Origin of the sequence: Glaciecola sp. 1036 (genome assembly GCF_050306235.1) — a bacterium.
In the GTDB taxonomy this organism is placed as follows: Bacteria; Pseudomonadota; Gammaproteobacteria; order Enterobacterales; family Alteromonadaceae; genus Glaciecola.
The window spans coordinates 109,910-133,093 of sequence record NZ_JBLWFH010000005.1; the positions used below are offsets into that span (position 1 = coordinate 109,910).

General features: G+C 41.2%; 18 protein-coding genes. 10 read left to right on the forward strand and 8 right to left on the reverse strand.

Annotated features, from left to right (window positions below):
* Position 1: 1 nt before the first annotated feature.
* A complete protein-coding gene (locus ACNKW3_RS09145; RefSeq protein WP_427398990.1) occupies positions 2 to 2,863 on the reverse strand; it encodes a M16 family metallopeptidase in 2,862 nt (953 codons plus the stop codon).
* Between the two features lie 175 nt (positions 2,864 to 3,038).
* On the opposite strand from ACNKW3_RS09145, the gene ACNKW3_RS09150 reads away from it, so the two are divergent.
* Genes ACNKW3_RS09150 through ACNKW3_RS09165 form a run of 4 tightly spaced genes read left to right on the forward strand, consistent with a single transcriptional unit; the run spans position 3,039 to position 8,814 of the window.
* Positions 3,039 to 4,097 (forward strand): efflux RND transporter periplasmic adaptor subunit, encoded by a 1,059-nt coding sequence (locus ACNKW3_RS09150; RefSeq protein ID WP_427398991.1) that lies wholly within the window; start codon positions 3,039 to 3,041, stop codon positions 4,095 to 4,097.
* Positions 4,097 to 7,210: an efflux RND transporter permease subunit gene (locus ACNKW3_RS09155; RefSeq protein WP_427399156.1), complete on the forward strand. Its 3,114-nt coding sequence runs from the start codon at positions 4,097 to 4,099 to the stop codon at positions 7,208 to 7,210. Before ACNKW3_RS09150 ends, ACNKW3_RS09155 begins: the two co-directional genes overlap by 1 nt.
* A 3-nt stretch (positions 7,211 to 7,213) precedes the next feature.
* Positions 7,214 to 8,368: an iron-containing alcohol dehydrogenase gene (locus ACNKW3_RS09160; protein WP_427398992.1), complete on the forward strand. Its 1,155-nt coding sequence runs from the start codon at positions 7,214 to 7,216 to the stop codon at positions 8,366 to 8,368.
* A complete protein-coding gene (locus ACNKW3_RS09165) occupies positions 8,365 to 8,814 on the forward strand; it encodes an acyl-CoA thioesterase (protein WP_427398993.1) in 450 nt (149 codons plus the stop codon). The genes ACNKW3_RS09160 and ACNKW3_RS09165 overlap by 4 nt, the downstream gene beginning before the upstream one ends.
* Before the next feature lie 62 nt (positions 8,815 to 8,876).
* On the opposite strand, the gene ACNKW3_RS09170 is transcribed toward ACNKW3_RS09165, so the two are convergent.
* The 3 genes from ACNKW3_RS09170 to hppD are packed head-to-tail and all read right to left on the reverse strand — an operon-like array spanning position 8,877 to position 11,535.
* A complete protein-coding gene (locus ACNKW3_RS09170; RefSeq protein ID WP_427398994.1) occupies positions 8,877 to 9,884 on the reverse strand; it encodes a fumarylacetoacetate hydrolase family protein in 1,008 nt (335 codons plus the stop codon).
* Positions 9,881 to 10,444, reverse strand: a complete 564-nt coding sequence (locus ACNKW3_RS09175; RefSeq protein ID WP_427398995.1) for a VOC family protein — start codon at positions 10,442 to 10,444, stop codon at positions 9,881 to 9,883. The genes ACNKW3_RS09170 and ACNKW3_RS09175 overlap by 4 nt, the downstream gene beginning before the upstream one ends.
* A complete protein-coding gene (hppD, locus tag ACNKW3_RS09180) occupies positions 10,444 to 11,535 on the reverse strand; it encodes a 4-hydroxyphenylpyruvate dioxygenase (protein WP_427398996.1) in 1,092 nt (363 codons plus the stop codon). The genes ACNKW3_RS09175 and hppD overlap by 1 nt, the downstream gene beginning before the upstream one ends.
* Before the next feature lie 315 nt (positions 11,536 to 11,850).
* Between hppD and ACNKW3_RS09185 the strand changes: the two genes are divergently transcribed.
* Genes ACNKW3_RS09185 through ACNKW3_RS09195 form a run of 3 tightly spaced genes read left to right on the forward strand, consistent with a single transcriptional unit; the run spans position 11,851 to position 15,359 of the window.
* Complete coding sequence (locus ACNKW3_RS09185; RefSeq protein WP_427398997.1) at positions 11,851 to 13,302, forward strand: circularly permuted type 2 ATP-grasp protein; 1,452 nt, start codon at positions 11,851 to 11,853, stop codon at positions 13,300 to 13,302.
* A gap of 2 nt (positions 13,303 to 13,304) precedes the next feature.
* On the forward strand, positions 13,305 to 14,231 hold the full coding sequence (locus ACNKW3_RS09190) for an alpha-E domain-containing protein (RefSeq protein ID WP_427398998.1): 927 nt from the start codon (positions 13,305 to 13,307) through the stop codon (positions 14,229 to 14,231).
* Positions 14,232 to 14,261: 30 nt separating this feature from the next.
* A complete protein-coding gene (locus ACNKW3_RS09195; protein ID WP_427398999.1) occupies positions 14,262 to 15,359 on the forward strand; it encodes a zinc-binding metallopeptidase family protein in 1,098 nt (365 codons plus the stop codon).
* On the opposite strand, the gene ACNKW3_RS09200 is transcribed toward ACNKW3_RS09195, so the two are convergent.
* On the reverse strand, positions 15,349 to 16,092 hold the full coding sequence (locus tag ACNKW3_RS09200) for a peptidase (protein ID WP_427399000.1): 744 nt from the start codon (positions 16,090 to 16,092) through the stop codon (positions 15,349 to 15,351). The two genes, ACNKW3_RS09195 and ACNKW3_RS09200, sit on opposite strands and share 11 nt — an antisense overlap.
* A gap of 157 nt (positions 16,093 to 16,249) precedes the next feature.
* On the opposite strand from ACNKW3_RS09200, the gene ACNKW3_RS09205 reads away from it, so the two are divergent.
* Positions 16,250 to 16,708: a MarR family winged helix-turn-helix transcriptional regulator gene (locus ACNKW3_RS09205; protein ID WP_427399001.1), complete on the forward strand. Its 459-nt coding sequence runs from the start codon at positions 16,250 to 16,252 to the stop codon at positions 16,706 to 16,708.
* Between the two features lie 55 nt (positions 16,709 to 16,763).
* Entirely contained in the window at positions 16,764 to 17,693 is a 930-nt protein-coding gene (locus tag ACNKW3_RS09210; protein WP_427399002.1) for an SMP-30/gluconolactonase/LRE family protein, read from the forward strand.
* Here the strand turns inward: ACNKW3_RS09210 and ACNKW3_RS09215 are convergent.
* On the reverse strand, positions 17,690 to 18,229 hold the full coding sequence (locus tag ACNKW3_RS09215) for a manganese efflux pump MntP family protein (protein WP_427399003.1): 540 nt from the start codon (positions 18,227 to 18,229) through the stop codon (positions 17,690 to 17,692). The two genes, ACNKW3_RS09210 and ACNKW3_RS09215, sit on opposite strands and share 4 nt — an antisense overlap.
* Before the next feature lie 81 nt (positions 18,230 to 18,310).
* Positions 18,311 to 19,276 (reverse strand): chemotaxis protein CheV, encoded by a 966-nt coding sequence (locus ACNKW3_RS09220; RefSeq protein ID WP_427399004.1) that lies wholly within the window; start codon positions 19,274 to 19,276, stop codon positions 18,311 to 18,313.
* 276 nt (positions 19,277 to 19,552) lie between these two features.
* On the opposite strand from ACNKW3_RS09220, the gene ACNKW3_RS09225 reads away from it, so the two are divergent.
* Complete coding sequence (locus ACNKW3_RS09225; RefSeq protein WP_427399005.1) at positions 19,553 to 20,539, forward strand: Gfo/Idh/MocA family protein; 987 nt, start codon at positions 19,553 to 19,555, stop codon at positions 20,537 to 20,539.
* A gap of 46 nt (positions 20,540 to 20,585) precedes the next feature.
* Here ACNKW3_RS09225 and ACNKW3_RS09230 read toward each other — a convergent pair whose 3' ends face one another.
* Complete coding sequence (locus ACNKW3_RS09230) at positions 20,586 to 23,108, reverse strand: acylase (protein ID WP_427399006.1); 2,523 nt, start codon at positions 23,106 to 23,108, stop codon at positions 20,586 to 20,588.
* Positions 23,109 to 23,184 lie beyond the last annotated feature (76 nt).

Here is a 23,184-nt window from a genome sequence, read left to right on the forward strand (position 1 = left end):
TTTAATCTGTCTCGGCTTCAAGTCCTTCTTCGCTGCTGATTTCAGGGGTTAGCGTTGCAATGTAACCATCGGTATATTGCAAATGGCGTTTTGCCGCAGCATTTAAATCTTCCGCGCTGATGTTATCCACTAATGTTTCATATTCGTTAATGGGCAATACTGGCGAGCGCGGATTAAATCTACTCGCTAAATAATTGAACCAAAAACCATTGTCTTTTAGATATCGTTCTCGGGTTGCTTGAGCGTAAGATTTATAGTTTTCAACATGTTCCTGTGGGAAGCCGCCTTCACGATAATTGGCGAAAATCGTTTGCACCTCACCAATTAATTCATCGACTCTTTCAGGATCACAAGTAAAGCTCACCGACAGCGAAAATTCCTCGTAGGGCCAGAGTTCAAAATTTCCGTAAACATTTACCGAATAAACGCCAGAAAGTTCTTCCCGAAGGCGGTTGCGAAGAGTTTGGCGCAAGCTATAGATTAAGCCATGAAAAGCAAGGTTATTTTTTTGCGACCATTCGGCTTGTTCCCATTGTTGCATGATCACAGTGGCTTTTGGTTCAGCGCCTTTTTTCACGTTAACTTTGGCAACGCCCTTGTGGTCATAATCAGGCAATGCTTTTAGAGGGTCCAAAATATCAGAAGCTGGGAGACTGGCGATATAGGTTTTCACCAACTCTTCTAACGTCTCTAAGTTTAGATCGCCGACTATAATAAAATTAAAGTCTGCAGCATTTTCAAATGCTCTTTTACGGGTATTAAAGGTGGTATTAAAATCCTGCTGTTCGAGTTTTTCCAAGTCAAGTTCAACAAATCTGGGATTTTCTGAAGTAATAGCTTCTCGAATCTTTTTATAGAAATAGGCAGTGGGATTGTTCAAGCGTTTTTCAATGTCAGGGCGATACAATTCGCGGATCCAATTAAATCGCTCTTCGTCTGGTCTGGGAGCTACAAAATTGGCATGAAAAACTTGTAAAAAATCGTCCAATTGCTCGTTATCTGTAAAACCACTTATGCTTTCAGAATAACTGTCTAGTTTAGTCGTGATTCTAAATCGCTTATCTTGCATGTACTGATTAAATTGTTCGGCATCTAATTGCCCAAGCCCTAGCGAGCCTATACTGGTCATCATGCCAAAGCTTTTTAAATATTCTTCGTCAGTTATCATTGAGTAACCGCCTTTACTCACTGCTTGGATCAGTATTTGATTGTCTTTGAAATCCGTTTTTTTAACATACACTGTAGCGCCGTTGGATAGTTGCCATTCATGCACTTCAAGGGTTTCGTCAAAATCGGTTGCTACGATTTCTCCCGGGGTTGGTGGCGCAGGCAAAGGAGAATCAGGAATTTCTTCGAATTCAACATCCGCTATTTGTTCTTGTTTTGTATTATTCCAAAGTAAGGCTAGTTGTTGCTCAGAAGGAATACTGGCAGCAGATTCATCTGGTGCAGTTATCATCACGACAGCATCATTTTTGTTGGTTCTTTCAACAAAAGATTCAGTAATATCCTCATAATCTATGTCCTGAAGAATATTATTGACGATGCCAAAATATTGGGTTTGACTGGCAATGCCTGTGCCCTTTAAAAAGTGATTTATATATTGTTGGGCGAAGGCCCTGCTATCCGTAGTTTTTTCTTTTTTAATGGCGTTAACCATATCATTGATTAACAATTGTTTTTGCCTTTGCGCTTCTTGTTCACTAAACCCATGTTGGTGAATGCGGCGTATTTCATTCAAAATGGCTTGGTAAGCGGCATCTATTTGTCCATCTTTTGGTGTGAATCGGACCGAATAAACATATTGTTGGCCCATCGGGTATTGGCCCACATTGAAGGTAGTAAAAGAATTTTCCTGTTGCCAAATAAGCTTACTCAAACGCTCTGATACAATGCTAGAGGCCAAGGTATCGATAATTTCTTGGCGAAAACTACCGATGTCTGTTATGTGCTGTCGATCGACTCGGAAATTTATATTTACATGAGGACTAGTGAGTTCTTCATCGGTGAAAATAATAAATTCAGGGGCAGCATATTGAGTGAATATTTGCGGTTTCTTAGTAACCTCTGTATCAGGATTTTGGATTGCAGAAAATTCCTGTTTAATCAAGGTTTCTATTTCTTCCGGTACTATGTCGCCCACTACAACCACGGCCATACTATCAGGACGGTACCAGGTATCATAAAATCGAATGAGGTCTTCATGGGTACCATTTTCGATGATATCGGCAAGTCCAATGGGGAGCCTGTTGGGATAGTCTGTGCCAGCAAAATTAACCGGAATACTGGCATTTTGGATGCGCTCTCCAACCCCTTTTCTGGAGCGCCATTCCTCTAGAACTACGCCTCTTTCCTGATCGATATCTAAGGCATCGAAGGATATTTTATGCGCCCAATTTTCAAGGATCTTCATGCCAGTTCGAATATTTTCAGGATTTTCTGTGGGTATAGACAGCTGATAAACCGTTTCATCAAAACTAGTGTAGGCATTCAAATGTGCACCAAATTGCATGCCTATGGATTCAACAAACTCTATGATTTGTTGCTTTTCAAAATCCTCAGTACCGTTAAATGCCATGTGTTCTGCGAAATGGGCAAAACCTCTTTGTGCTTCCTCTTCTTGAATTGACCCAGCCTTAATTACGAGTCTTAGCTCGACATAATCTTCTGGTCTATCATTTTTATGAACATAATAGGCTAATCCATTGTCCAAAGTTCCTCTAACTACCTCATCTCGCTCCGGTAATAGCCAGTCTGGGTCAAGGTATAAGACTTCCGAATTGCCCTGATTAGCTGTTGAAGTGCAAGATTGAAGTACCAAAACTGAAAGTGATAACAAGATAATAGAAAACGTTTTTGACATTAGACCAGCTCGTTTGAATATGATTAAAAATGACAGATGATGATTAAAAGAGTAAAATCTTGAGTTTAATGATCAATCATAACTATATTGTCAAGAAAACGATATAAAATCAGGCCTGATCTAGTCAGCCCCCCACACCGTATCCCGATAGTAGCAACAAAGGGCACTTATTTACATGAATCGAGCGTTATTATTTTCAACTTTACTGCTGGTTAGTCAAATCACTTTAGCACAGATGTCTCCACGAGCATCAAAAGTGCTAGTAGAGCCTTTAAGCTTTGAAAGTGCTTTATTGGAAATAGAGGCTGTTGGTACAGCTGAAGCTGTCCGCTCTGTGACTTTGTATCCAGCAGTTGCCGATCGTGTTACTAAAATAAACTTTGTACCAGGTCAGCAGGTCGGCGAAGGTGACATCCTGCTTGAGTTAGACAATAGACGTCAACGTATCGCTATTGAACGGGCGAAAATTGAACTACAAGATGCCAAGCGCAATTTTAATCGGATTAAAGAAAGTTTAGATAGAGGAGCGGTTACTCAAAGCCAGTTAGATGACACCGAAACCTTGGTGAAATTAGCAGAAATTGCGTTAGAGCAAGCGCAGACAGAACTTGATGACCGTATTTTAAGAGCTCCTTTTGCTGGAATTGTCGGTTTTACCGAGATTGAAGTAGGAGATCGCATCAACATTCAAACTCCCGTCACCACCCTAGATGACAGAAGTGCTTTGTATGTGAATTTTGCTGCGCCAGAAGCATCTATAGTGGAATTAAATAACGACCCTGAAGTTGTGTTGCAACCATGGTCAAATAGAAACGAAAGCATCATTGCTAATATTGCCCAATTAGATTCTCGAATATCCGAAGAAGATAGAACGCTGCGCGTTAGGGCTATTTTTGAAAACACAGAAGACGCTTTTAGACCGGGTATGAGTTTCCGGGTGAAACTTAGCGCTGAAGGTGAGCGTTTTGTGTCAGTACCAGAAGCAGCGCTCGCATGGGGAACAAACGGTGCTTACGTATGGTTGGCGGTTGATGGTCAAGCGCAAAAAGTATCGGTGCAAGTTCAACAAAGGTTGCGAGGACGCATTCTAGTTTCAGGTGAACTATTACAAGGCCAAATGCTTATTGCTGAAGGCATTCAACGTTTGAGAGAAGGACAGGAGGTCGATGCGGAAGTCATCGCGAAAGCTGCGCCACTATCGCGTGCGCGCCTGAATGAGGCCACAAGCGGATGATGGAAACCAATGACAAGGGTAATGATCTACCTTCCTTAAGTATTCGCCGTCCGGTCCTTATTGTTGTTCTAAATCTACTGATTATTATTGCTGGTATATCCGCTATTATGGGTGTTGAGGTTCGGGAACTCCCCGACGTTGATAGACCTGTAGTGTCAGTCAGAGCTAATTATCCTGGCGGCTCTCCTGAAACCGTTGATTCAGAAGTTACAAGCAGACTTGAAGGCGCTGTCGCTAGGGTCAGCGGTGTTAAAAGTATTCGGGCAAATAGTGAAGAAGGCAATTCCAGAGTTCGAGTTGAATTTAGACCTGGGGTTAATATTGAAGATGCTGCCAATGAAACTCGAGAAGCGGTAAGTCGAGTACAGCGAGAATTACCAGCAGATGTTGAACAATTATCCATCGTAAAAGCTGACGACGATGCTCAAGGAGTTGTTGACCTCGCAGTATCAAGCCCGTTTTTGGATCTAGAAACCTTAACTGAGCGCTTAGAAACTGACCTTGCCCCTTTATTTTTGAGTATTCCTGGCGTCGCTGATGTCCAATTAGATGGTGCTAGACAACGCATTTTGCGCGTGACGGTGGATCCACTTAGGTTAACAAGCTTTAATTTGTCCATGACCGAAGTTGCTCAGGCCCTTGAATTAGCCCCCTTTGATGTCCCTGCTGGAAGTCTTCGCTCCAGCGATCAACAGCTTATCGTTAGGGCTGACGCTTCCTCAACTCAAGCTTCAGAGATTGCAAACATAGTGATCAGAGGCGACACCAAAATAGGCGATGTTGCCACAGTATATTTTGGACCCGATGACCCTGGCAGTTACGTGCGTTTAAATGGAACGCCGGTGATCGGTGTGAGTATTATTCGACAAGCGAAATCTAACACCATTGAAATCTCCGATGCAGTATTGGCAATGGTAGATGAAATAGATGATCGGTTCAGTGATCTAGAGATTTCCGTGACCAATGACGATGCTCAATTCATTCGTAGTTCAGTTACCGAAGTACTGGTTTCTCTAGGGTTGACTGTAGTGCTGGTGGTATTAACCTTGTGGCTGTTTATCGGCTCAGGAAGAGCGACTATAGTGCCGGCCTTTTCAATACCAGTGTCTTTGATCGGTGCTTTGGCAATTATTTGGGCGCTCGGATTTTCCATTAATATATTAACCTTACTCGCATTGGTATTAGCCACAGGCTTAATTGTTGATGATGCCATTGTTGTCACCGAAAATATTCAACGTCGACGTTCAATGGGACTGGGCGCGAGAGCTGCAGCTGTCATTGGTACTAGAGAAGTATTTTTCGCAGTTGTGGCGACTACAGCGGTCTTGGTTGCTGTGTTCGTACCCATAGCCTTTGTGCCATCTACCGCAGGAATGTTATTTAGGGAATTTGGCGGTGTATTAGCAGGCGCAGTAATTATTTCTTCCTTTGTAGCCCTGTCTTTAGTACCCGCGTTAACGGCAAAGCTTCCGATCAAGAAATCAAAAGATAGAGTCATATTTAATAAGCTGGCGGGTATAGGTCAGTGGTTTCAATCTGGTTATGATAAAAGTTTACAACTGGCGCTCAAATTTAACTGGTTAATTATAGTGTTGTCACTTGCAATTGCTGGTGGTGCGTACTTTTTGACAGACGCCATAGAAAACGAACTTTTACCACCAGAAGACCGAGGATCAGTGAGAGTCTTTGCAAGAGGTCCGGACGGAGTCGGCATAGAGTTTATGGATCGCCAAGCCATGTACTTAGAAGATCGGCTGCTTCCCTTTGTTGAAGATGGCACTATTGAAAGTATTTATACAGTTGTGGGCCGATGGGATCCAAACATCGTATTTATACAGGCACCTTTGGCGGCTTGGGAAGAGCGTACCCTGAGCCAACAAGAAATTATCAATAAATTACGACCCGGGTTAGACCAGGTGCCAGGTGCACCAGGGCGAGCTTTTGGGTCTAATAGTTTAAATTTACGTGGGCAAGGAGGCGGATTCCAATTTGCCTTGACTGGACCTGATTATGAACAAATTTACGCAGCCTCGTTAAATTTTGCAAAGGTCATAGAGGAAACATTACCTGAATTAGGCTCGGTGGATATCTCCTATCAACCCACCCAACCTCAACTACGAATAAACATTGATCGTACCAGAGCTGAAGAACTTGGTGTTCCCTTTAGCGATATTAGCAGAACTTTAAGAGCTGCTGTGCAAGGGGATGACTTGGGTGATTTAAATGTGGGAGATCAAGCTGTACCTATCATTTTACAATCGAGCACCAAGTACACAGGAAGCGCAAGTGACTTGACCAGTCTTTATGTGAGAACCAACAACAACGGTTTGGTACCCTTATCAAGCATCGCATACATTAGCGAAGAAGGCGTTGCCGCTGAATTAGAAAGACACGCCCAACGTCGAGCGATTCAGTTAGAAGTTGAACTTCCGGATACTATAGCCATTAATACAGCAGTGGAAGAAATCAGAAGTCTGGCCCAAGCGAATCTGCCGGACAATATAGGATTAGTATTTTTAGGCGAAGCACAAACGTTTGAAGAAACTTCTCAACAAGTTACCATGACTTACATACTGGCATTTGTCATCGTCTTTTTAGTATTGGCAGCCCAATTTGAAAGTGTCATGAGCGCATTAGTGGTTATCTTAACGGTTCCCTTTGGCATAGCTGCAGCAGTGTATGCCCTTTATCTCACTGGTACATCCATAAACGTCTATTCTCAGATTGGATTAATTTTGTTGATTGGATTGTTAGCCAAAAACTCGATACTTTTGGTAGAGTTTGCCGATCAGCTTCGAGACAAAGGCGAAGATATTCATTCTGCAATAATCAACGCAGGCAAGGTGAGGTTTAGGCCCATCATGATGACACTTATTTCTACGGTGTTAGGTGGTCTGCCTTTAATTCTATCTACAGGAGCTGGTGCAGAAGCACGTAACGCCATCGGTTGGGTGGTGTTTGGTGGGTTAGGCATAGCAGTTGTATTTACGTTGTTTTTAACACCTGTGCTTTATTCGTTATTAGTGCGCTTTGTGAAACCTAGAGCTGATGAAGCTTTACGATTGGAAAACGAATTACAACAGGCCGACCGAGAATTAACCAAATTAGGGTGAGCCATGTCATCATTTTCTTTTGCGACAACGCCACGAATCGTCAGTGGCGTTGAAAGTCTGGGTGAGTTACCCACATATCTTGCTGCCATAAATGCTATAAAAATTCTTATTGTCTCAGACAGAGGGATCGAAAGCGTTGGTTTACTTAAAACTCTGACTGAATCTCTTTCGGGCTTTGAATACGAATGCTTTTTGGATGTTCAGGCAGATCCTAGCGAGGCTGTTGTGCTATCAGCCACCCAGCAGGCGATTGCGTTTGGCGCACAAGCCATAATAGGTTATGGCGGCGGAAGTTCAATGGATACCGCTAAAGTAGTCTCAGTGCTAATGCAACAGCGACAAGGGTTAGCAGATATTTATGGGGTCAACCAAGTTGCTATTGGACGAACTCCCTTGATTCTGATTCCTACTACCGCAGGCACAGGTTCAGAAGTAACGCCAATTTCGATTATTACCACAGGGGAAACCACCAAAGCCGGTATAGTCTCTCCCGTATTGCTACCAGATATTGCGATTTTGGATGCGAGTTTGACCATTGGGTTACCTCCACAGGTAACGGCTGCTACTGGCATTGATGCTATGGTACATGCAATAGAAGCTTACACCAGTAAACTTAAGAAAAATGAATACTCTGACATGCTGGCGTGTAAGGCTCTAACATTATTATCTGACAATATTCATCAGGCCACTCACAATGGCAAGGATTTAGCTGCACGCCAAGCCATGTTGTTCGGTGCCTGTCTTGCCGGACAAGCCTTTGCAAATGCTCCCGTTGCAGCTGTGCACGCTTTAGCATATCCATTAGGCGGACACTTTCATATTCCACATGGTTTGAGTAATTCGCTGGTTTTGCCTCATGTTATGCGCTTTAACGCTGATGCTTGTTTAGACTTGTATGCTGAAATTGCCAATTTATTACTACCCGATGTAAATACAGATGCGAGTAAAGAAGATTTAACTCGAAGCTTGATCCTCTATCTTGAAACTCTTATTGAGTCTCTTGGTTTACCCAGCACATTGTCTGAAATGGGTATTAGCCGCAATGATTTACCGAAGTTAGCTGAAGATGCAATGTTGCAACAAAGATTGCTAGTGAATAATCCAAAAGAAGTCACTTATGTGGATGCGTTAGCCATTTATGAGAGGGCGTTCGAATGAACAAACCTAAGTTATTAACGCTGTCGGATTTTCCTGTGCATTATCCGTTAACCACTCGGTGGCACGACAACGATATTTATGGTCATGTGAATAATGTGGTTTATTACAGTTATTTTGATTCAGTGGTGAATCGGTTTTTAATTGAAAAAGGCGAGCTGGATATCCATAATGGTAAGACCATTGGGGTTTTGGTACATAGCGAGTGTAACTATCACAGCAGTTTGGCTTATCCGGATGAGATTATTGGCGGATTAGGTATTCTAAAACTTGGCAACTCGTCGGTAAAATATCAACTTGGTGTGTTCAAACAAGGTTCAGAACAACCTAGTGCGATAGGTAATATGACCCACGTCTTTGTTGACAGATTGAGCAATAAACCTGTGCCTATTGCAGATAAGATGCGTTCAGTTTTGAGCGAAATAATGATGAAGACGGATATAGTGTAAATGAACGGACAAAAACGCTGAAGTAAATGGCTTCAGCGTTTCTTGTTACCTATATTTGATACTTAGTTTTTTACTACAGTTTGTGAAATTTCGCCAAAGATGGATTGCCCATCAGCATTAAGCATTTCGATAGAAATATGATCACCAAACTTCATAAATAGTGTACTTGGCTGACCGTTTTCAATTGTCTCAATCATTCTAATTTCGGCGATACAGCTATAACCAACACCACCTTCTGATAAAGGTTTTCCGGGACCGCCGTCAAGCTTGTTGGATACGGTTCCTGAACCAATAATAGTGCCTGCCTGCAAGGGTCTAGTACGAGCAGCGTGGGCAATTAGCTGACCGAAATTAAACGTCATATCAACGCCGGCTTGAGGTTCACCGAACTTTTCACCGTTGAGGGTTGATATGAGAGGTAGATGTAATTTTCCTTCTTGCCAAGCATCGCCTAGTTCCGACGGGGTAACAGCCACAGGGCTAAAAGCACTCGATGGTTTGGATTGGAAAAATCCAAAGCCTTTGGCCAATTCTCCGGGAATTAAACCACGTAGAGAAACATCATTTACAATCATAATGAGTCTAACGTAAGACAATGCATCATCAGCACTAACGCCCATGGGCACATCGCCTGTAATCACAGCGACTTCCGCTTCGAAGTCTATCCCGAAGCCTTCATCTTGAGGCATTTTAATATCTTCATGTGGGGCTAAAAAGCTATCTGAACCACCTTGATACATGAGAGGATCAGTCCAAAAACTGGCTGGCATTTCTGCTCCTCTGGCTTTTCTCACTAGTTCTACGTGATTTACATAGGCACTGCCATCCGCCCATTGAAAAGCTCTAGGTAACGGAGAAGCGCACTTTGTTTGGTCAAAATCTTCCCCAGCGATTTCACCAGAGTTTAGTTGGTTATACCGTTGTTGAAGCTTGTCGCTAACTTTGTCCCAGTTGTCTAATGCATATTGTAGAGTCGGCGCTACGTCTTGCGCGGGTACCATTTTAGTTAACTGATGGTTTACTACTACAAGTTGGCCATCGCGCTCTTTGTGTAAACTAGCTAATTTCATTTATCGTTTCCTGTAGATGTCGCACCTTTAAATCCTTCCCCATTGTGCAACCATTCAGCGTGTTTTGGTGCTTTTTTGGTTTTAGACCACTCGTCTAACATAGCTGGCGCTACACGTTTAAGTTCAGCCATCATCTCTGGCGTACCCGTGTTTGCTGCTAGCTCTATACGGTGGCCATTTGGATCAAAGAAATAAATCGATTTGAAGATACCGTGATCAGTTGGTCCTAAGACTTTTATATTGTTGTTTTCCAACTTTTCTTTTGCGCCTAATAAATCATCCATAGATTCCACTTCAAACGCTATATGCTGCACCCATGCAGGCGTATTTTCATCTTTACCCATTTCAGGAGAATTGGGCAGTTCAAAAAAGGCCAATACATTACCATTCCCAGCATCTAAAAAGACATGCATATAAGGATCTGGCGCTTGTGTAGAGGGTACCTTATCTTCGGCAATAGCAAGTTGAAAATCCATGTTCAACATCTGCTGATAAAATTCCACTGTCTGTTTTGCATCCTTGCAACGATAAGCGACGTGATGAATGCGAGACAGTTTCATTATGCAGATTCCTCTTTCTTATTAATGACGCCGCGCGCAACCTGATCTCGTTCAATGGATTCAAATAGAGCTTTGAAGTTACCTTCACCAAACCCTTGGTCTTCTTTACGTTGAATGAACTCAAAAAATACTGGACCTAACATGGTGTCGGAGAAAATCTGCAGCAACAATCTAGGGGTACCATCAGCGGTTGTGCCATCAAGAAGTATTCCTCTTGATTGCAGTTCATGTGTTGGTTCGCCATGCCCAGGCAATCTCTCTTCTAGCATTTCGTAGTAAGTATCTGGTGGTGCCGTCATAAACTTCATACCATTGGCTTTCAAACGATCCCAACAAGCGGGAAGATCATCACAAGCAAAAGCAATGTGTTGAATACCCTCACCATTGTACTTCATTAGGAATTCTTCGATTTGACCACCACCGCCGCCGCCAGCTTCTTCATTTAATGGAATGCGGATTTTGCCGTCTGGCGCTGTCATGGCTTTTGATAATAACCCTGTGTACTCACCTTTAATGTCAAAATAGCGAATTTCTCTAAAATTGAATAAGTTTTCATAGAATTTCGCCCAGTAGTTCATGCGACCGCGATAGACGTTGTGTGTAAGGTGATCCAAGGTGTGAAAACCACAACCTTCGGGGTGTTTTTCCACGCCTTCAAGCCATTTAAAATCTATGTCATAAATGGTGTCATTGCCTTTATATCGATCTATAAGATACAAAGCTGCTCCACCGATACCTTTGATTGCTGGTAAACGCAGTTCCATTGGGCCAGTGTCTATTTCCATTGGTTGAGCACCGCGCTCTAACACTTCGTTATAGGCAAACTGTGCATCTTTAACGCGAAATGCCATTCCACAAGCGGAAGGGCCATGCTCGATAGCATAATAATATGCTGGGCTATATTTTTCGTAATTGGTAATAAAATTAATGTCGCCTTGTCGCCACAGCGTTACGTCTTTGGAACGATGGACAGCTACTTTGGTAAATCCCATGGCAGTAAAAACAGGCTCTAAGATGCCTTTTTCGGGTGCAGTAAATTCAACAAACTCAAATCCATCTAAGCCTATTGGGTTGTCAAATAAGTCAGCCATTATATTTTCCTAAACACATAAAGTTGCAATCGCAACTAAAGTAGTTGCAAATGCAACTAAAGTCAAGATTAGTAACATACAATTTACAAACTCACTGGAGCTTGAAAAGAGTTTAAAAAAAAACGTGACTTTTGCATTTTTTATTGAGATAGCGCCAAAAATACGCAGAATTTGGTGTTTTTATTGGCAAAATTGGGTTTATACTGGGATTTATCCTAGTGAATTGAGGTTGTATTTATAAAAATCTGCTTATGGGAAACTTTTTTCTAGTTCGCTGGGTAGAAACATAATAAGCAATAAAAAATAGGGAAGCATATGGCGATTCGATGGGGCAGCTACAAAGTAAAAGGTTTGCATGATGAGTTGTTAAGAGCAACGGGTAAGCCACGTGAATATTCCGAAATTCTGTGTAACTATTTAAAGAATCTGTCTGAACGAGAGATAGGTGAATTCAAAGCAGCGGCAGAATCTGCCATTCAAACCATGGGCATTACCTTTAGGGTCTACAATGAAGAAGAGGGCTCTATAGACCGCACTTGGCCGTTTGATATTATTCCCCGCTTGATTGATAAAAAAGAATGGGATGAAGTAGAACGCGGTTTAAAACAACGTGTTAAAGCATTAAACATGTTCATCGACGATTTATATAATGATCAAAATATTATAAAAGACGGTGTTTTCCCGGCTAGCTTACTGAAAAAATCCAAAAACTTCCTTCACGAATGTAAAGGCTTTAGCCCCAAAAATGGGGTTTGGGCACATATATGCGGCACTGATTTAGTTAGAGATAATGACGGTCAAATCTATGTGCTAGAAGACAACCTTAGAGTGCCATCTGGTGTCTCATATATGCTGGAAAACCGGCATGTAATGAAACGTGTCTTCCCAGAAATGTTCGCCGAATATAGTATCTTGCCTGTGGATGATTATCCGTCACAGCTTTATGACATGCTTGCAGAGTTATCTCCGCGAAATATTGAAGAACCTGAAATTGTAGTGCTGTCCCCAGGTATCTACAATTCAGCCTATTTTGAACATGCCTATCTAGCCCAACAAATGGGTGCCGAATTAGTCATTGGTACAGACTTAGTAGTAAAAGACGATGACTGTGTTTATATGCGCACCGTCAGTGGGCTTGCGAGAGTCGACGTTATTTATAGACGTATCGACGATTGGTTTATTGATCCTGAAGTGTTTAATCCAGATTCGGTGCTGGGCATAAAAGGTATTATTCGAGCTTGGAAAGCGGGCAATGTAGCCCTAGCTAATGCGCCAGGATCAGGGGTTGCAGACGACAAAGTTGTGTATGCCTATGTGCCTGAAATTATAAAATATTATTTAAAAGAAGAGGCAATTTTACCGAATGTGCCTACATACAAATGCAACAATAAAAAAGAGCGCGAATACGTGCTTGAAAATATTGAGAACATGGTAGTTAAACCGGCGAACGAATCTGGTGGTTACGGTATGCTGATTGGTCCTCATGCTACTACAAGCGAGCATGAAAAATTCCGTAAACTTATCCAAGATGATCCTAGGAATTATGTTGCACAACCCATGTTAACCCTGTCAACTGCACCAACTCTGATTGACAAAAAGGTCGAACCAAGACACTTGGATTTACGCCCCTTTATTCTCAGTGGCAAGGACATTCAGGTTACCACAGGGGGGTTAACTCGAGTCGCCTTGGTGAAAGGCTCTATGGTCGTTAACTCTTCTCAAGGTGGTGGAAGTAAAGACACCTGGATAGTGGATATGGAGGGTTAATAATGAGCATGTTATCTAGAGTTGCAAACAATCTTTATTGGATGGCCCGTTATTTAGAACGAGTGGAAAATACTGCCCGTTTGGTCAATGTAAATGGACACCTTTTATTAGACTTACCAACACGTGTGAAATTAGGATGGGAGCCTATCGTTGATATCCTATCGTTTAGAAATTTGTTTTATGAAATGTATGACGAGGCGGATGAAAAGAGTGTCATAAAATTTATGATTGCTGAAGAAACCAATCCAGGTTCAATTTTAAGCTCACTTAAGTATGCGCGGGAAAATGCGCGTACAATAAAAGAGATTATTCCCCAAGAAGCTTGGGAACAAATCAATAAGTTATTTCTACACGTAACCGAAAATAAATCCGAGGCCTTCCACAGACGTAGTCGATATGGATTTTTGAATCAAATTATCCAGTTAAACCAATCCATTACTGGTTTACTTGCGGGTACTATGACCCATGATGATGCTTATGCATTTGTGCGCATTGGAAGAAATTTAGAAAGAGCTGATATGTCCACGCGTATCATAGATGTAAGATCCGCGTCCTTACTACCTGAGGTTTCCGAAGATTCCTACGCATTTGCTAACATTCAATGGATGAGCGTACTTAAATCGATGTCGGCTTATCAGATGTATCGAAGAGAAGTGAAGGTACGAGTAAACAGAGAAGATGTACTGGAGTTTTTGATGTTAGATTCTCGTTTTCCGCGATCTTTGTTACACACATTAGAGCAAATAGAGTATTCAACGGCGCAGTTACCTAACAATAAGCCTGTAATAGATAAAACGCGTCAAATTCGGAATTATTTGTTGAATGCGCATCCATCGAAGTTGACTCAGCAAAAGCTGCATGAATTTATAGATGATACTCAAATTGGAATAAATGAAATCAATGATCAATTAAATGCAGTATACTTTTAATTAAACGTATATAAATTTTAAGACAGAACATTGAAAAATTTTAATTGTAGCTGTGGTAATCGGGTTAATTACCAGAATTATCAGTGTGTCAGCTGTAATGCAGAATTAGGATTCCAACCGGATAGTCTAGAGATAACCGACTTTCATCCTGTGGAAGAGGGTCTTTATCGCGCGTCTAATTCTGACCGTTTGTATAAAAAGTGTGCAAATTATAGCCATTATAATGTTTGTAATTGGTTAGTAGACGCCGATGATGACGATGATCTTTGTTTGTCCTGTCGAATGACACAGGCGATTCCGAATTTAAATATCGAGGGAAATCTAAAACTCTGGTATCGCATGGAAGATGCGAAACGACGTTTGCTGTATTCACTGATGAAATTGGAGCTACCCTTTGAAGGCGTGGCTAAGCATGGTAATCATAAATTGGGTTTTGCTTTTCTAGAAGATCAGGTAGCAGACGAATACGGCAACGAACTAACGGTCAAAGATTATGTATCAACAGGTCATAGTCATGGTCTTATTACCATTAATTTGGATGAAGCCGACCCATCAAAAAGGCTAAAAATGCGTGAACAACTCCAAGAACGCTACAGAACGCTACTTGGTCATTTTAGGCATGAGTCTGGCCATTTTTTCTGGGATTTATTAATTAACAATTCAGATTTCCTCGAGGAATTTAGGTCACTCTTCGGTGATGAACGACTAGATTATCAGGCTGCTTTACAAAACTATTATCAATCTGGACCTGCTCCTGAATGGGAAAAAGTTTGGATCAGTGCTTATGCTAGTATGCACCCTTGGGAAGACTGGGCTGAAACCTGGGCCCATTATTTACACATGGTAGATACCTTAGAAACAGCTAACAATATGGAATTTAGTATTGGTGAAAACCTTTTACTAAACCCTTTGAAGAAGCATGATCATAAGGTAGAGCAACAGGAAGAAACCATCTTTGATCAAATGTTCGATGATTGGTGCACCTTATCCATCACTCTAAATGCATTGAATCGCAGCATGGGATTAGACGATGCATATCCCTTTGTGATTTCAAGCTCAGCCATCAATAAGCTGCACTTTGTTCACAGAGTGATTGAATCGTCTGCGGTAGCTAATATTAAGTATTAGGTTTCTTTTCCCACTCAAATCTTGGCAAACGTTTGAAGGCTCTTTTGAGGCCTTCATTCCATTGTTTTTGCAGTGATTTGTACAGAGGGGAATTCACAGTATAGGTATTAGTGAAGCACTCAGTAAAATTGTTATTAGTGTGTATTGCTAATTCTATAGGAGGCCCTACTGAGATATTACTGCGAATAGTTGAATCCAGCGATACCAAAGCACACCTTGCTGCATCCTCTAACGAAGTTGCTGGGGTAATAACGCGATCCAAAATAGGTTTACCGTATTTGTTTTCGCCTATTTGGAGATAAGGCGTTTCAGTAGAAGCTTCAATAAAATTACCTTGAGGATAAACATGGAAAATAGCACAAGGCCTGCCTGCGATTTGTCCGCCCACTAAAAAACTCGATTCCGCACTCATTTTACTGTGGGTCATTGCTTCCTCGTGTTTCTTCTGTTCAATTTGGCTTAACTGTCCCACATATTCAGCAATTTGATGGATGTATTTGGCTTTTTTGAGGTTAAATTCTGCATCTTCTTCAAGATCCATTTGAATCTTGTGAATTACAGCTTGAGACGTTGCTAAACTGCCAGCGGTAAGAATAAATAAACTGCGATCTTCAGGAAACAAGAAGCTGTGCATTTTACTTTGGGTAGCAACATAATCAACACCCGCGTTAGTTCTGGAATCAGAGGCGAAAATAATCCCTTTATTCACTTTTATCGCAAGACAGTAAGTCAAGTTAATCTCCGTACTTCAAAAAATCTTTATTCTGGGATTTTAGCAAGTATTTGAATTTTTCAAAGCGACATTTTCAAATATAAGATTATCTCCTCGGTTGACTTTTAATGGTTAAATCAGTCATTGTTATTAATAGACGAATTGTTGCAGTACAACTATGGATCCAAATAAAAAAAACCTATTAACATTGGAAAGATATCTTCCGTACCGACTTTCGGTGCTGTCGAATAAAGTCAGCGGCAAAATTGCCCAGTCATACAAGGATAAATTTGCCCTTTCCATAACAGAGTGGCGAATTATGGCTGTATTAGGAGAGTATCCTGGGGTTTCAGCTGATGAAGTGTCAGTGAAAACACAAATAGAAAAATCTCTTATCAGTCGAGCTGTTAGTAAATTACTGCAACGTCAACTAATATGCCGCACGCTTTCAAAAGAAGATAAAAGACGCTCGGAGCTACACCTTTCGAATACGGGTACTGAAGTTTACAATGAAATCGTTCCTCTATCTTTGGAGTATGAAAGAAAATTACTCTCTTGTTTAAACTCAGAGCAAGAGCAACAGTTATCACAGATTATTGATCAATTATATCAACGAGCGAATGAGATGAAGTTGTAAACGCTACTCTTTGACTTGTTAGCTAATAAATTTGCACAGGGAAACCATTGCGTAAATGATAAAAATGACCGAGTTTCCGTTAATTAATGAAATAGCTTGCGAAAATATGCTAGGTGAAAACGTCAGGTGGCATGCGCAACAAGAGAAATTTTATTGGACAGACATTCTAAGTAAAAGGCTTTATTTGTGGTCTCCAGCATCTAATGTTTTGGAGGTTGTAAATACACCTCATCGCATTTCAAGTTTTGCTTTCATCAAAGATTCCTCATATTTATTAGTGGCTTATGATAAAGGTTTAGCACTTTTTGACCCTTTTACAGAAATATTTCGTTTACTCGCCTCATTAGAAGGGAATTTACCCTTAAATCGATTTAATGATGGCACCTGTGATAAACATGGGCGTTATTGGCTTGGTAGCATGAATGACAGTGGTCTTGAGCCCACACCAAAAACCGGCGCCTTGTACTGTTGTGATGTTATTGAAGGTAAACTTGTAGTCAATAAAACGCTTGATGAGATTGCAATTTCCAACGGATTGGCTTTCGCTCCTGAGTCGGATTGTTTATTTTTTGCCGATTCACCTAGTAAAAAAATACATCGCTATCAAACCAATAAAGAACACCATAAATTAACCGACGAACATTTGTTTACCCAAACAACTTTGGGAGTACCGGATGGCGCTACAATTGACGCTCAAGGGAATTATTGGTTTGCTAATTGGGCGGCAAGTTGTATTCAATCTGTATCCCCTGAAGGACTTACTTTGTTTAAAGCACAAATCCCCGCAATTCAACCAACTTGCATTGCCCTTGGTGGACCCAATATGGATCTGCTATGTGTGACAAGTGCTAAAGCAGGATTACAAAATCCAAAAAGAGACGGTAATTTATTTGTGTATCAATTGTCTGAAGAGATAGGTTTGGCTCCCTTTTACGCTAAATCAGATTTTTTGACTGTAAATAGTCAACAAGCTGAACATTGTTAGAAAAAGACAATTTTACAACCAATCAAGATTAGAATAATACCACCCGCAAATTCCGCTTTTTCTTCAAATCTAACACCGGTTTTGTTACCCACCAGAACACCTAAGCAAGTACATAAAAAGGTAATTATGGCGATAGAAATACATGCGATAAAGCCATTAACGGCAAGTAATGATAACGTAAAGCCTGCTGCCATAGCATCAATGCTGATCACAAAGGCTAACAATAAAAGTACTTTGTGAGTTATGTCTTCGACATTGTCATCGTCTAAGCCAGTTGCAGCTTCGTAAATCATTTTGCCGCCAACAAACAGCAAAAGGAAGAATGAAATCCAGCGCGCGTATTCTTCCATCCAACTTACTACCTCAACACCGATTAAATAACCGATAGCAGGCATAATACCGTGAAATATACCGAAATAACTACCACTGAGCAGTGCGATTTTGACCGGGTTTTTATACTTTTTTGCACCAAAACCTACGGCGACGGCAAAGGCGTCCATACTAAGACCAATGCCTAATACAATAACTTCAAACAATTTAGAATTCTTATACTGTGAATATTATTCCTAGTATAAGGGGTTAATAGATTCGGTTGAACAAGCTTAAGGGGGAAAATGTTAATTCTGACTAGTTTTTATTGCTTCCAATACCTGTTCCATGCGCTCCAAAGCCACTTCTACTAAGGCATTTGGTTGAAATTTAGATATGAACCTGTCACACCCCACTTTTTCGACCATAGCTTGGTTGAAATTTCCGCTAAGCGATGTATTTAACGTGATAAATAGGTCATTCATGCGAGGATCTTGACGGATTTCTGCCGTTAAACGATAACCGTCCATTTCAGGCATTTCAGCATCTGTGTAAAGCATTAATATTTCATCAGTGACTTTCTTACCTTGATCTGCCCACGATTTAAGAAGGTTTAATGCTTCTTGACCATTTTGGCGTTCAATAATTTCAATGCCCAGTTGAGATAGGGTATTTTGGATTTGTTGTCTGGCGACAGGTGAATCGTCAACAATTAACACTTTTTTACCTGCAAGATGATCACTAACTTCATGCTGCAGAAGTTCTTGGGATACTTGCACATCATAATCAATAATGTCTGCTAGTACTTTCTCTACATCAATAATTTCCACTAGCTCATCTTTCTTTTCATCTTTAACTCGGGTGATAGCCGTTAAAAAATGATTTTTACCTGCTGATTTAGGCGGCGGCTGTATTTCGTTCCAAGAGGTATTGATGATTTTTACAATTTGACCGATTAAGAAACCTTGAACACTACGATTATACTCAGTAATGATGACATTGGTGCCTTCATATTCGTCTTCACAAAAGGGTAATTTAATAGCTGAACGTAAATCGATCACTGGGATAGATTTACCTCGAGCATTAATAACGCCTTTTATATTGTGATGAGCTCCAGGAATTTGATTCATTTTTGGAAGCGTTATTACTTCGCGGATCTTAAATACATTAAGCGCAAATGTATGTCTTGTACCCAGTTTAAAGAGCAACAGCTCTAAACGGTTCTCCCCAACTAATTTTGTTCTTGAATCTACAGAAGACAGTATATTTGACATTAAATTTATATTCCGCTTGTCGGTTCTTTGGAGTAAAGGCGTTAGTATTAGCGACTAGGCTAGTATTTATATCGGCTAGATGATGGAAATTTTTATAGTGATTTGTCTTTTTGACTAGCGCATGAAACAAATCAAACACTTGTCGTTAGCTATTGGATTTTTGGAAGTAAAACAAAGCACTTGAAAAGCCAGTCACAGTTGTTCAGACTGACCCTCTCGTTTGACCATAGGTCTTTGACGTAAATTCGAATGCAGGCAACTCGCTAAGGAAGATAGATGACAATAAAATGGGGCATTATAGGCTGTGGAAATATTGCTAAGACCTTTGTAAGCTCAGCCAAATATTTGTCCGAAGCTGTACTATACGGATGTGCGGCCTCCGAATATTCAAGAGCTCAGGTATTTGCTGAAGAACAAGGTGTTGAACAAGCGTTTGCGAATTACGATGCACTTCTTAGCTCCCCTGACATAGACGCGATATATGTAGCTACCACTCATAATTTTCATTACCAACATATTAAACAAAGTCTGATGGCGGGCAAGCATGTACTGTCTGAAAAGCCAATAACGCTAAACGCTCAGCAGGCTAAAAATCTATATGGGCTGGCGCAAGAAAGAAATTTATTACTCATGGAAGCTGTTTGGACTAGGTTTCTCCCCGCCATTCTTGAACTTCAGTCACAGTTGAAAAAGGGTGTTATTGGAAACATTAAACACATTTCTGTGCAATTTAACATTTATAAAGATGTACCGGATACAAGCCGATTGCGCAATTTGTCCTTGGCTGGAGGCGCACTACTGGATTTGGGCATTTATCCAATTACCTTCAGCGACATTGTGATGGATGCCATGCCTGAAACCATCACTGGCAATGCTGTCATGACAAATACTGGGGTAGATGAAACCTCTAGCTATCAACTCGGATATCAAGGGGGCGTGACGGCTAATTTAGTTTCGAGTTTCTTATGTGATCCAGCTATTGAAGCGAATATCTATGGTGAAAAAGGTCGTATTAAGGTTCCCCATTTTTTAGGTGCCCAGGGGTTTCAAATCTTCCGAGATAACCAGCTAGTTGACCAATTTACCGCGCCTTTCAGTGGGGATAAAAATTTCTATTTTGAGATAGCACATTTTCAGCAATGTTTAGCCGAAAATAAGCAGCAAAGTCCTATCCTGCCCCCAAGCAAGAGCCTGCGAATAATGCAAATAATGGATGAATTACGCGCCAAGTGGGGGTTGCGTTATCCCGACGAAGAAATATAAAAAAAGGGCGGAAACGCCCTTTTCTCGACGCAACATCAACTCGTTGTTATTCTTGGCTTGAGTCCAACTGCATTTCACTTACCAAATTGGCACTAATTTGTGCTTCGGTAAAGTGAATTGGACGTAGTCTAGAAGTTTCACTATACACTCGTGATTGGTCATTAAAGCTGTCGGATTCACTATTGGTTGATTGAGAGTAAGACAATATACCTCTAGCATCATGACCTGCTTCGGTAAAGTTAACCACCATCATCCAGCTACTTCCATAATTAATATGATAACCAGGCGCTGCTGCCGATAGTTCTGAGTTTGCTAGTGTGGGATAAGTATGTCGAGGAATTGTCGTGCCGTTATTAGAATTTGCCGGACGAAATACGTTAAATCCACCTTCTACATTGTGACTTCCTGGCCAAGGCAGGCGTTCATCATCTGGGTTACCATTTCCGTCGCTTTTCTCAACAAATTGTACCTGACCAAAGTTAGCATCTAGCGCAATGCCTGCGTCTTGGATGTTTTTCACGGCTTGTGCAAGCTCAACTAAGGTTTGTTGATTGTCCACTAATCCATTGGGGGTATTAACCGGATCATTTACATCAAAATCGTTGACCCAATTGCGACCAAAAGCAAAGGCAAATTCTCGGAAAATATGTGCGCCAACACTATCTACATTCATAGTGCCATCCCAATTATTGAGCACACCACAGGCTTGACTAATGTCAACATTAGTACCATTTACATCAACTGGGTTAGCGCCGTTGGCCGCGCATTGGCTAACTAGGTCATTTAGCACTAAATCTGCCAGTAAACTCTTGTTGGCTAAGAGTGCTTCTTCTACTTCTGTGGGTGAGAAGAGTCCATCACTGCCAGCGGCTTGCTGAATTAACAATTGACCATGGCGAGAACGCAAGGTTTGTTGATTGCCCACGCGACCATACAAGGGAGATACGCCGGTGATTGGGTTGTCTAAATTGGTAAGCCAAAAGCTATCATTAGAATTTTGCACATAGTCAGTGCCACTATACTTTGGCGCTTGTTCGTACGGAACGGGTCCGTTAAAGTCGAACACAGAAGCGAATCCAGGCAGTACAGTAAAGCCAGCTAATTGGCGAATTTGCGACAATTGAGGATTGTTGACCAATTGATCCATTGCGGTGGACGTTAAATTAGGTACCGTTGAGTCATCGATGTAGAAAACTTCACCGGATCTCGAAGCTGCCATAGTGTTATTGAAGATTACGCCATCATACTGTTGGAATGCTTGTTTAAATTCATCCATATTGGTTGCAAGATTCATCCCTAGCCAATGATCAACTATATCGAAATTGGGTAGATTGACATCTTTTATGGCAAATGCACTATCGTTAGGTCCCCATTCAAAGTTACCAGGCACATTAATCATGGGACCATAATTGGTGTAATAACCATCTTTTTCCAGCTCAATTGAAACCCCTGGACCAACCGCAACGTCAATTTTCATCGTTTTCTTATAAATGGTGCGACGCTGACCATCTACTAAGTGAGTCAGCCCGTTGGCATCATCTTCATCGAGTGTAAGTTGATACACTACAAAATGCTCTGCAGTAGAAAATGTATGTGTCCAAGCGAGATTTTCGTTGAAACCAATATTGACTATGCCAGGAGTACCTACCAGAGAACCACCTATGACATTTAAAAAGCCAGGAATAGTGGTATGGAATTGCCAGAAACGTAAGTTACCGGTAAACGGGAAATGTGGGTTGGCCAATACCATACCCATGCCATTTTCCGTTTTGTCCGAACCCAGTCCCCAACCATTTGAGCCTAATTCATCAGGATTCACCTGTGGAACTGATAAATCCATTTTTGCTGGATCAAATTTTAATTTAGAACCCTCAATTGACAGCTGTCTAGGCCTAAAATCTACCCCTGGCGGAGCTGCGGCAAATATCGCTGATTCAAAATTAGCAGCACCTGGTAGCAAAGCTATACCAAGTAGAATCGTAAAGTGATCGATTTCGTCAATAGGTTTAACCCAAGGTTGATTTGCACATGAGGGATCTATATTGGCCAATCCAGTATCTGCTAGATACCTGTTATAACCTTTGGTATAGCCCGATATCAACGCGCGAGTATTAGCACTCATAGCGGCAAAGTTGTCTTCGGCAATTTCCCTAATACCAATAGTAAGGTAAGCGAAATCATTAATAACATGGGCTGAATCACCTGAACCTGGATTTGCGTCTGGTCCTAAATATTTAGCGCGTTGGGAATTAAAGCGAATGGCTTGGTCAGCGATTATACAAATATTATCTTTTGCAGCGGCGTAACCAACACCATAAGACATACTTTCTAAATTATCCGCAACTATATGCGGTACGCCATATTGGGTATATCTAATGTCAGCTTGTAACACCCCATCAGGATCAAAGGCGGTAACTGTGGCGGGTGGTGGTTCAGGCGTTGGTGGTGCTGGTGGAGTCGGCCTTTCAACATCAGAAAAATCATTGTCATTTCCGCCACAGCTGATAAGTAAAAGAGCACAGATTAGGTAACACATAATCCGTAAATCAAAAAATTTGTTGTTGTGCATGTGAAGTGTCCAGTCATTGATGTAAAGGTCACAAATCCTATCTCTGCGAGTTACATCATTTTAAAAAATAAATTTT

Excerpts from the sequence above, each read along its gene's own strand:
- ACNKW3_RS09185 (WP_427398997.1), top strand. The coding sequence starts at position 11,851 with ATGGCGATTCGATGGGGCAGCTACAAAGTAAAAGGTTTGCATGATGAG.
- ACNKW3_RS09225 (WP_427399005.1), top strand. The coding sequence starts at position 19,553 with ATGACAATAAAATGGGGCATTATAGGCTGTGGAAATATTGCTAAGACC.
- ACNKW3_RS09190 (WP_427398998.1), top strand. The coding sequence starts at position 13,305 with ATGAGCATGTTATCTAGAGTTGCAAACAATCTTTATTGGATGGCCCGT.
- ACNKW3_RS09155 (WP_427399156.1), top strand. The coding sequence starts at position 4,097 with ATGGAAACCAATGACAAGGGTAATGATCTACCTTCCTTAAGTATTCGC.
- ACNKW3_RS09170 (WP_427398994.1), bottom strand. The coding sequence starts at position 9,884 with ATGAAATTAGCTAGTTTACACAAAGAGCGCGATGGCCAACTTGTAGTA.
- ACNKW3_RS09160 (WP_427398992.1), top strand. The coding sequence starts at position 7,214 with ATGTCATCATTTTCTTTTGCGACAACGCCACGAATCGTCAGTGGCGTT.
- ACNKW3_RS09210 (WP_427399002.1), top strand. The coding sequence starts at position 16,764 with ATGATAAAAATGACCGAGTTTCCGTTAATTAATGAAATAGCTTGCGAA.
- ACNKW3_RS09230 (WP_427399006.1), bottom strand. The coding sequence starts at position 23,108 with ATGCACAACAACAAATTTTTTGATTTACGGATTATGTGTTACCTAATC.
- ACNKW3_RS09220 (WP_427399004.1), bottom strand. The coding sequence starts at position 19,276 with ATGTCAAATATACTGTCTTCTGTAGATTCAAGAACAAAATTAGTTGGG.
- ACNKW3_RS09205 (WP_427399001.1), top strand. The coding sequence starts at position 16,250 with ATGGATCCAAATAAAAAAAACCTATTAACATTGGAAAGATATCTTCCG.
- ACNKW3_RS09145 (WP_427398990.1), bottom strand. The coding sequence starts at position 2,863 with ATGTCAAAAACGTTTTCTATTATCTTGTTATCACTTTCAGTTTTGGTA.
- ACNKW3_RS09150 (WP_427398991.1), top strand. The coding sequence starts at position 3,039 with ATGAATCGAGCGTTATTATTTTCAACTTTACTGCTGGTTAGTCAAATC.
- ACNKW3_RS09165 (WP_427398993.1), top strand. The coding sequence starts at position 8,365 with ATGAACAAACCTAAGTTATTAACGCTGTCGGATTTTCCTGTGCATTAT.
- hppD (WP_427398996.1), bottom strand. The coding sequence starts at position 11,535 with ATGGCTGACTTATTTGACAACCCAATAGGCTTAGATGGATTTGAGTTT.
- ACNKW3_RS09175 (WP_427398995.1), bottom strand. The coding sequence starts at position 10,444 with ATGAAACTGTCTCGCATTCATCACGTCGCTTATCGTTGCAAGGATGCA.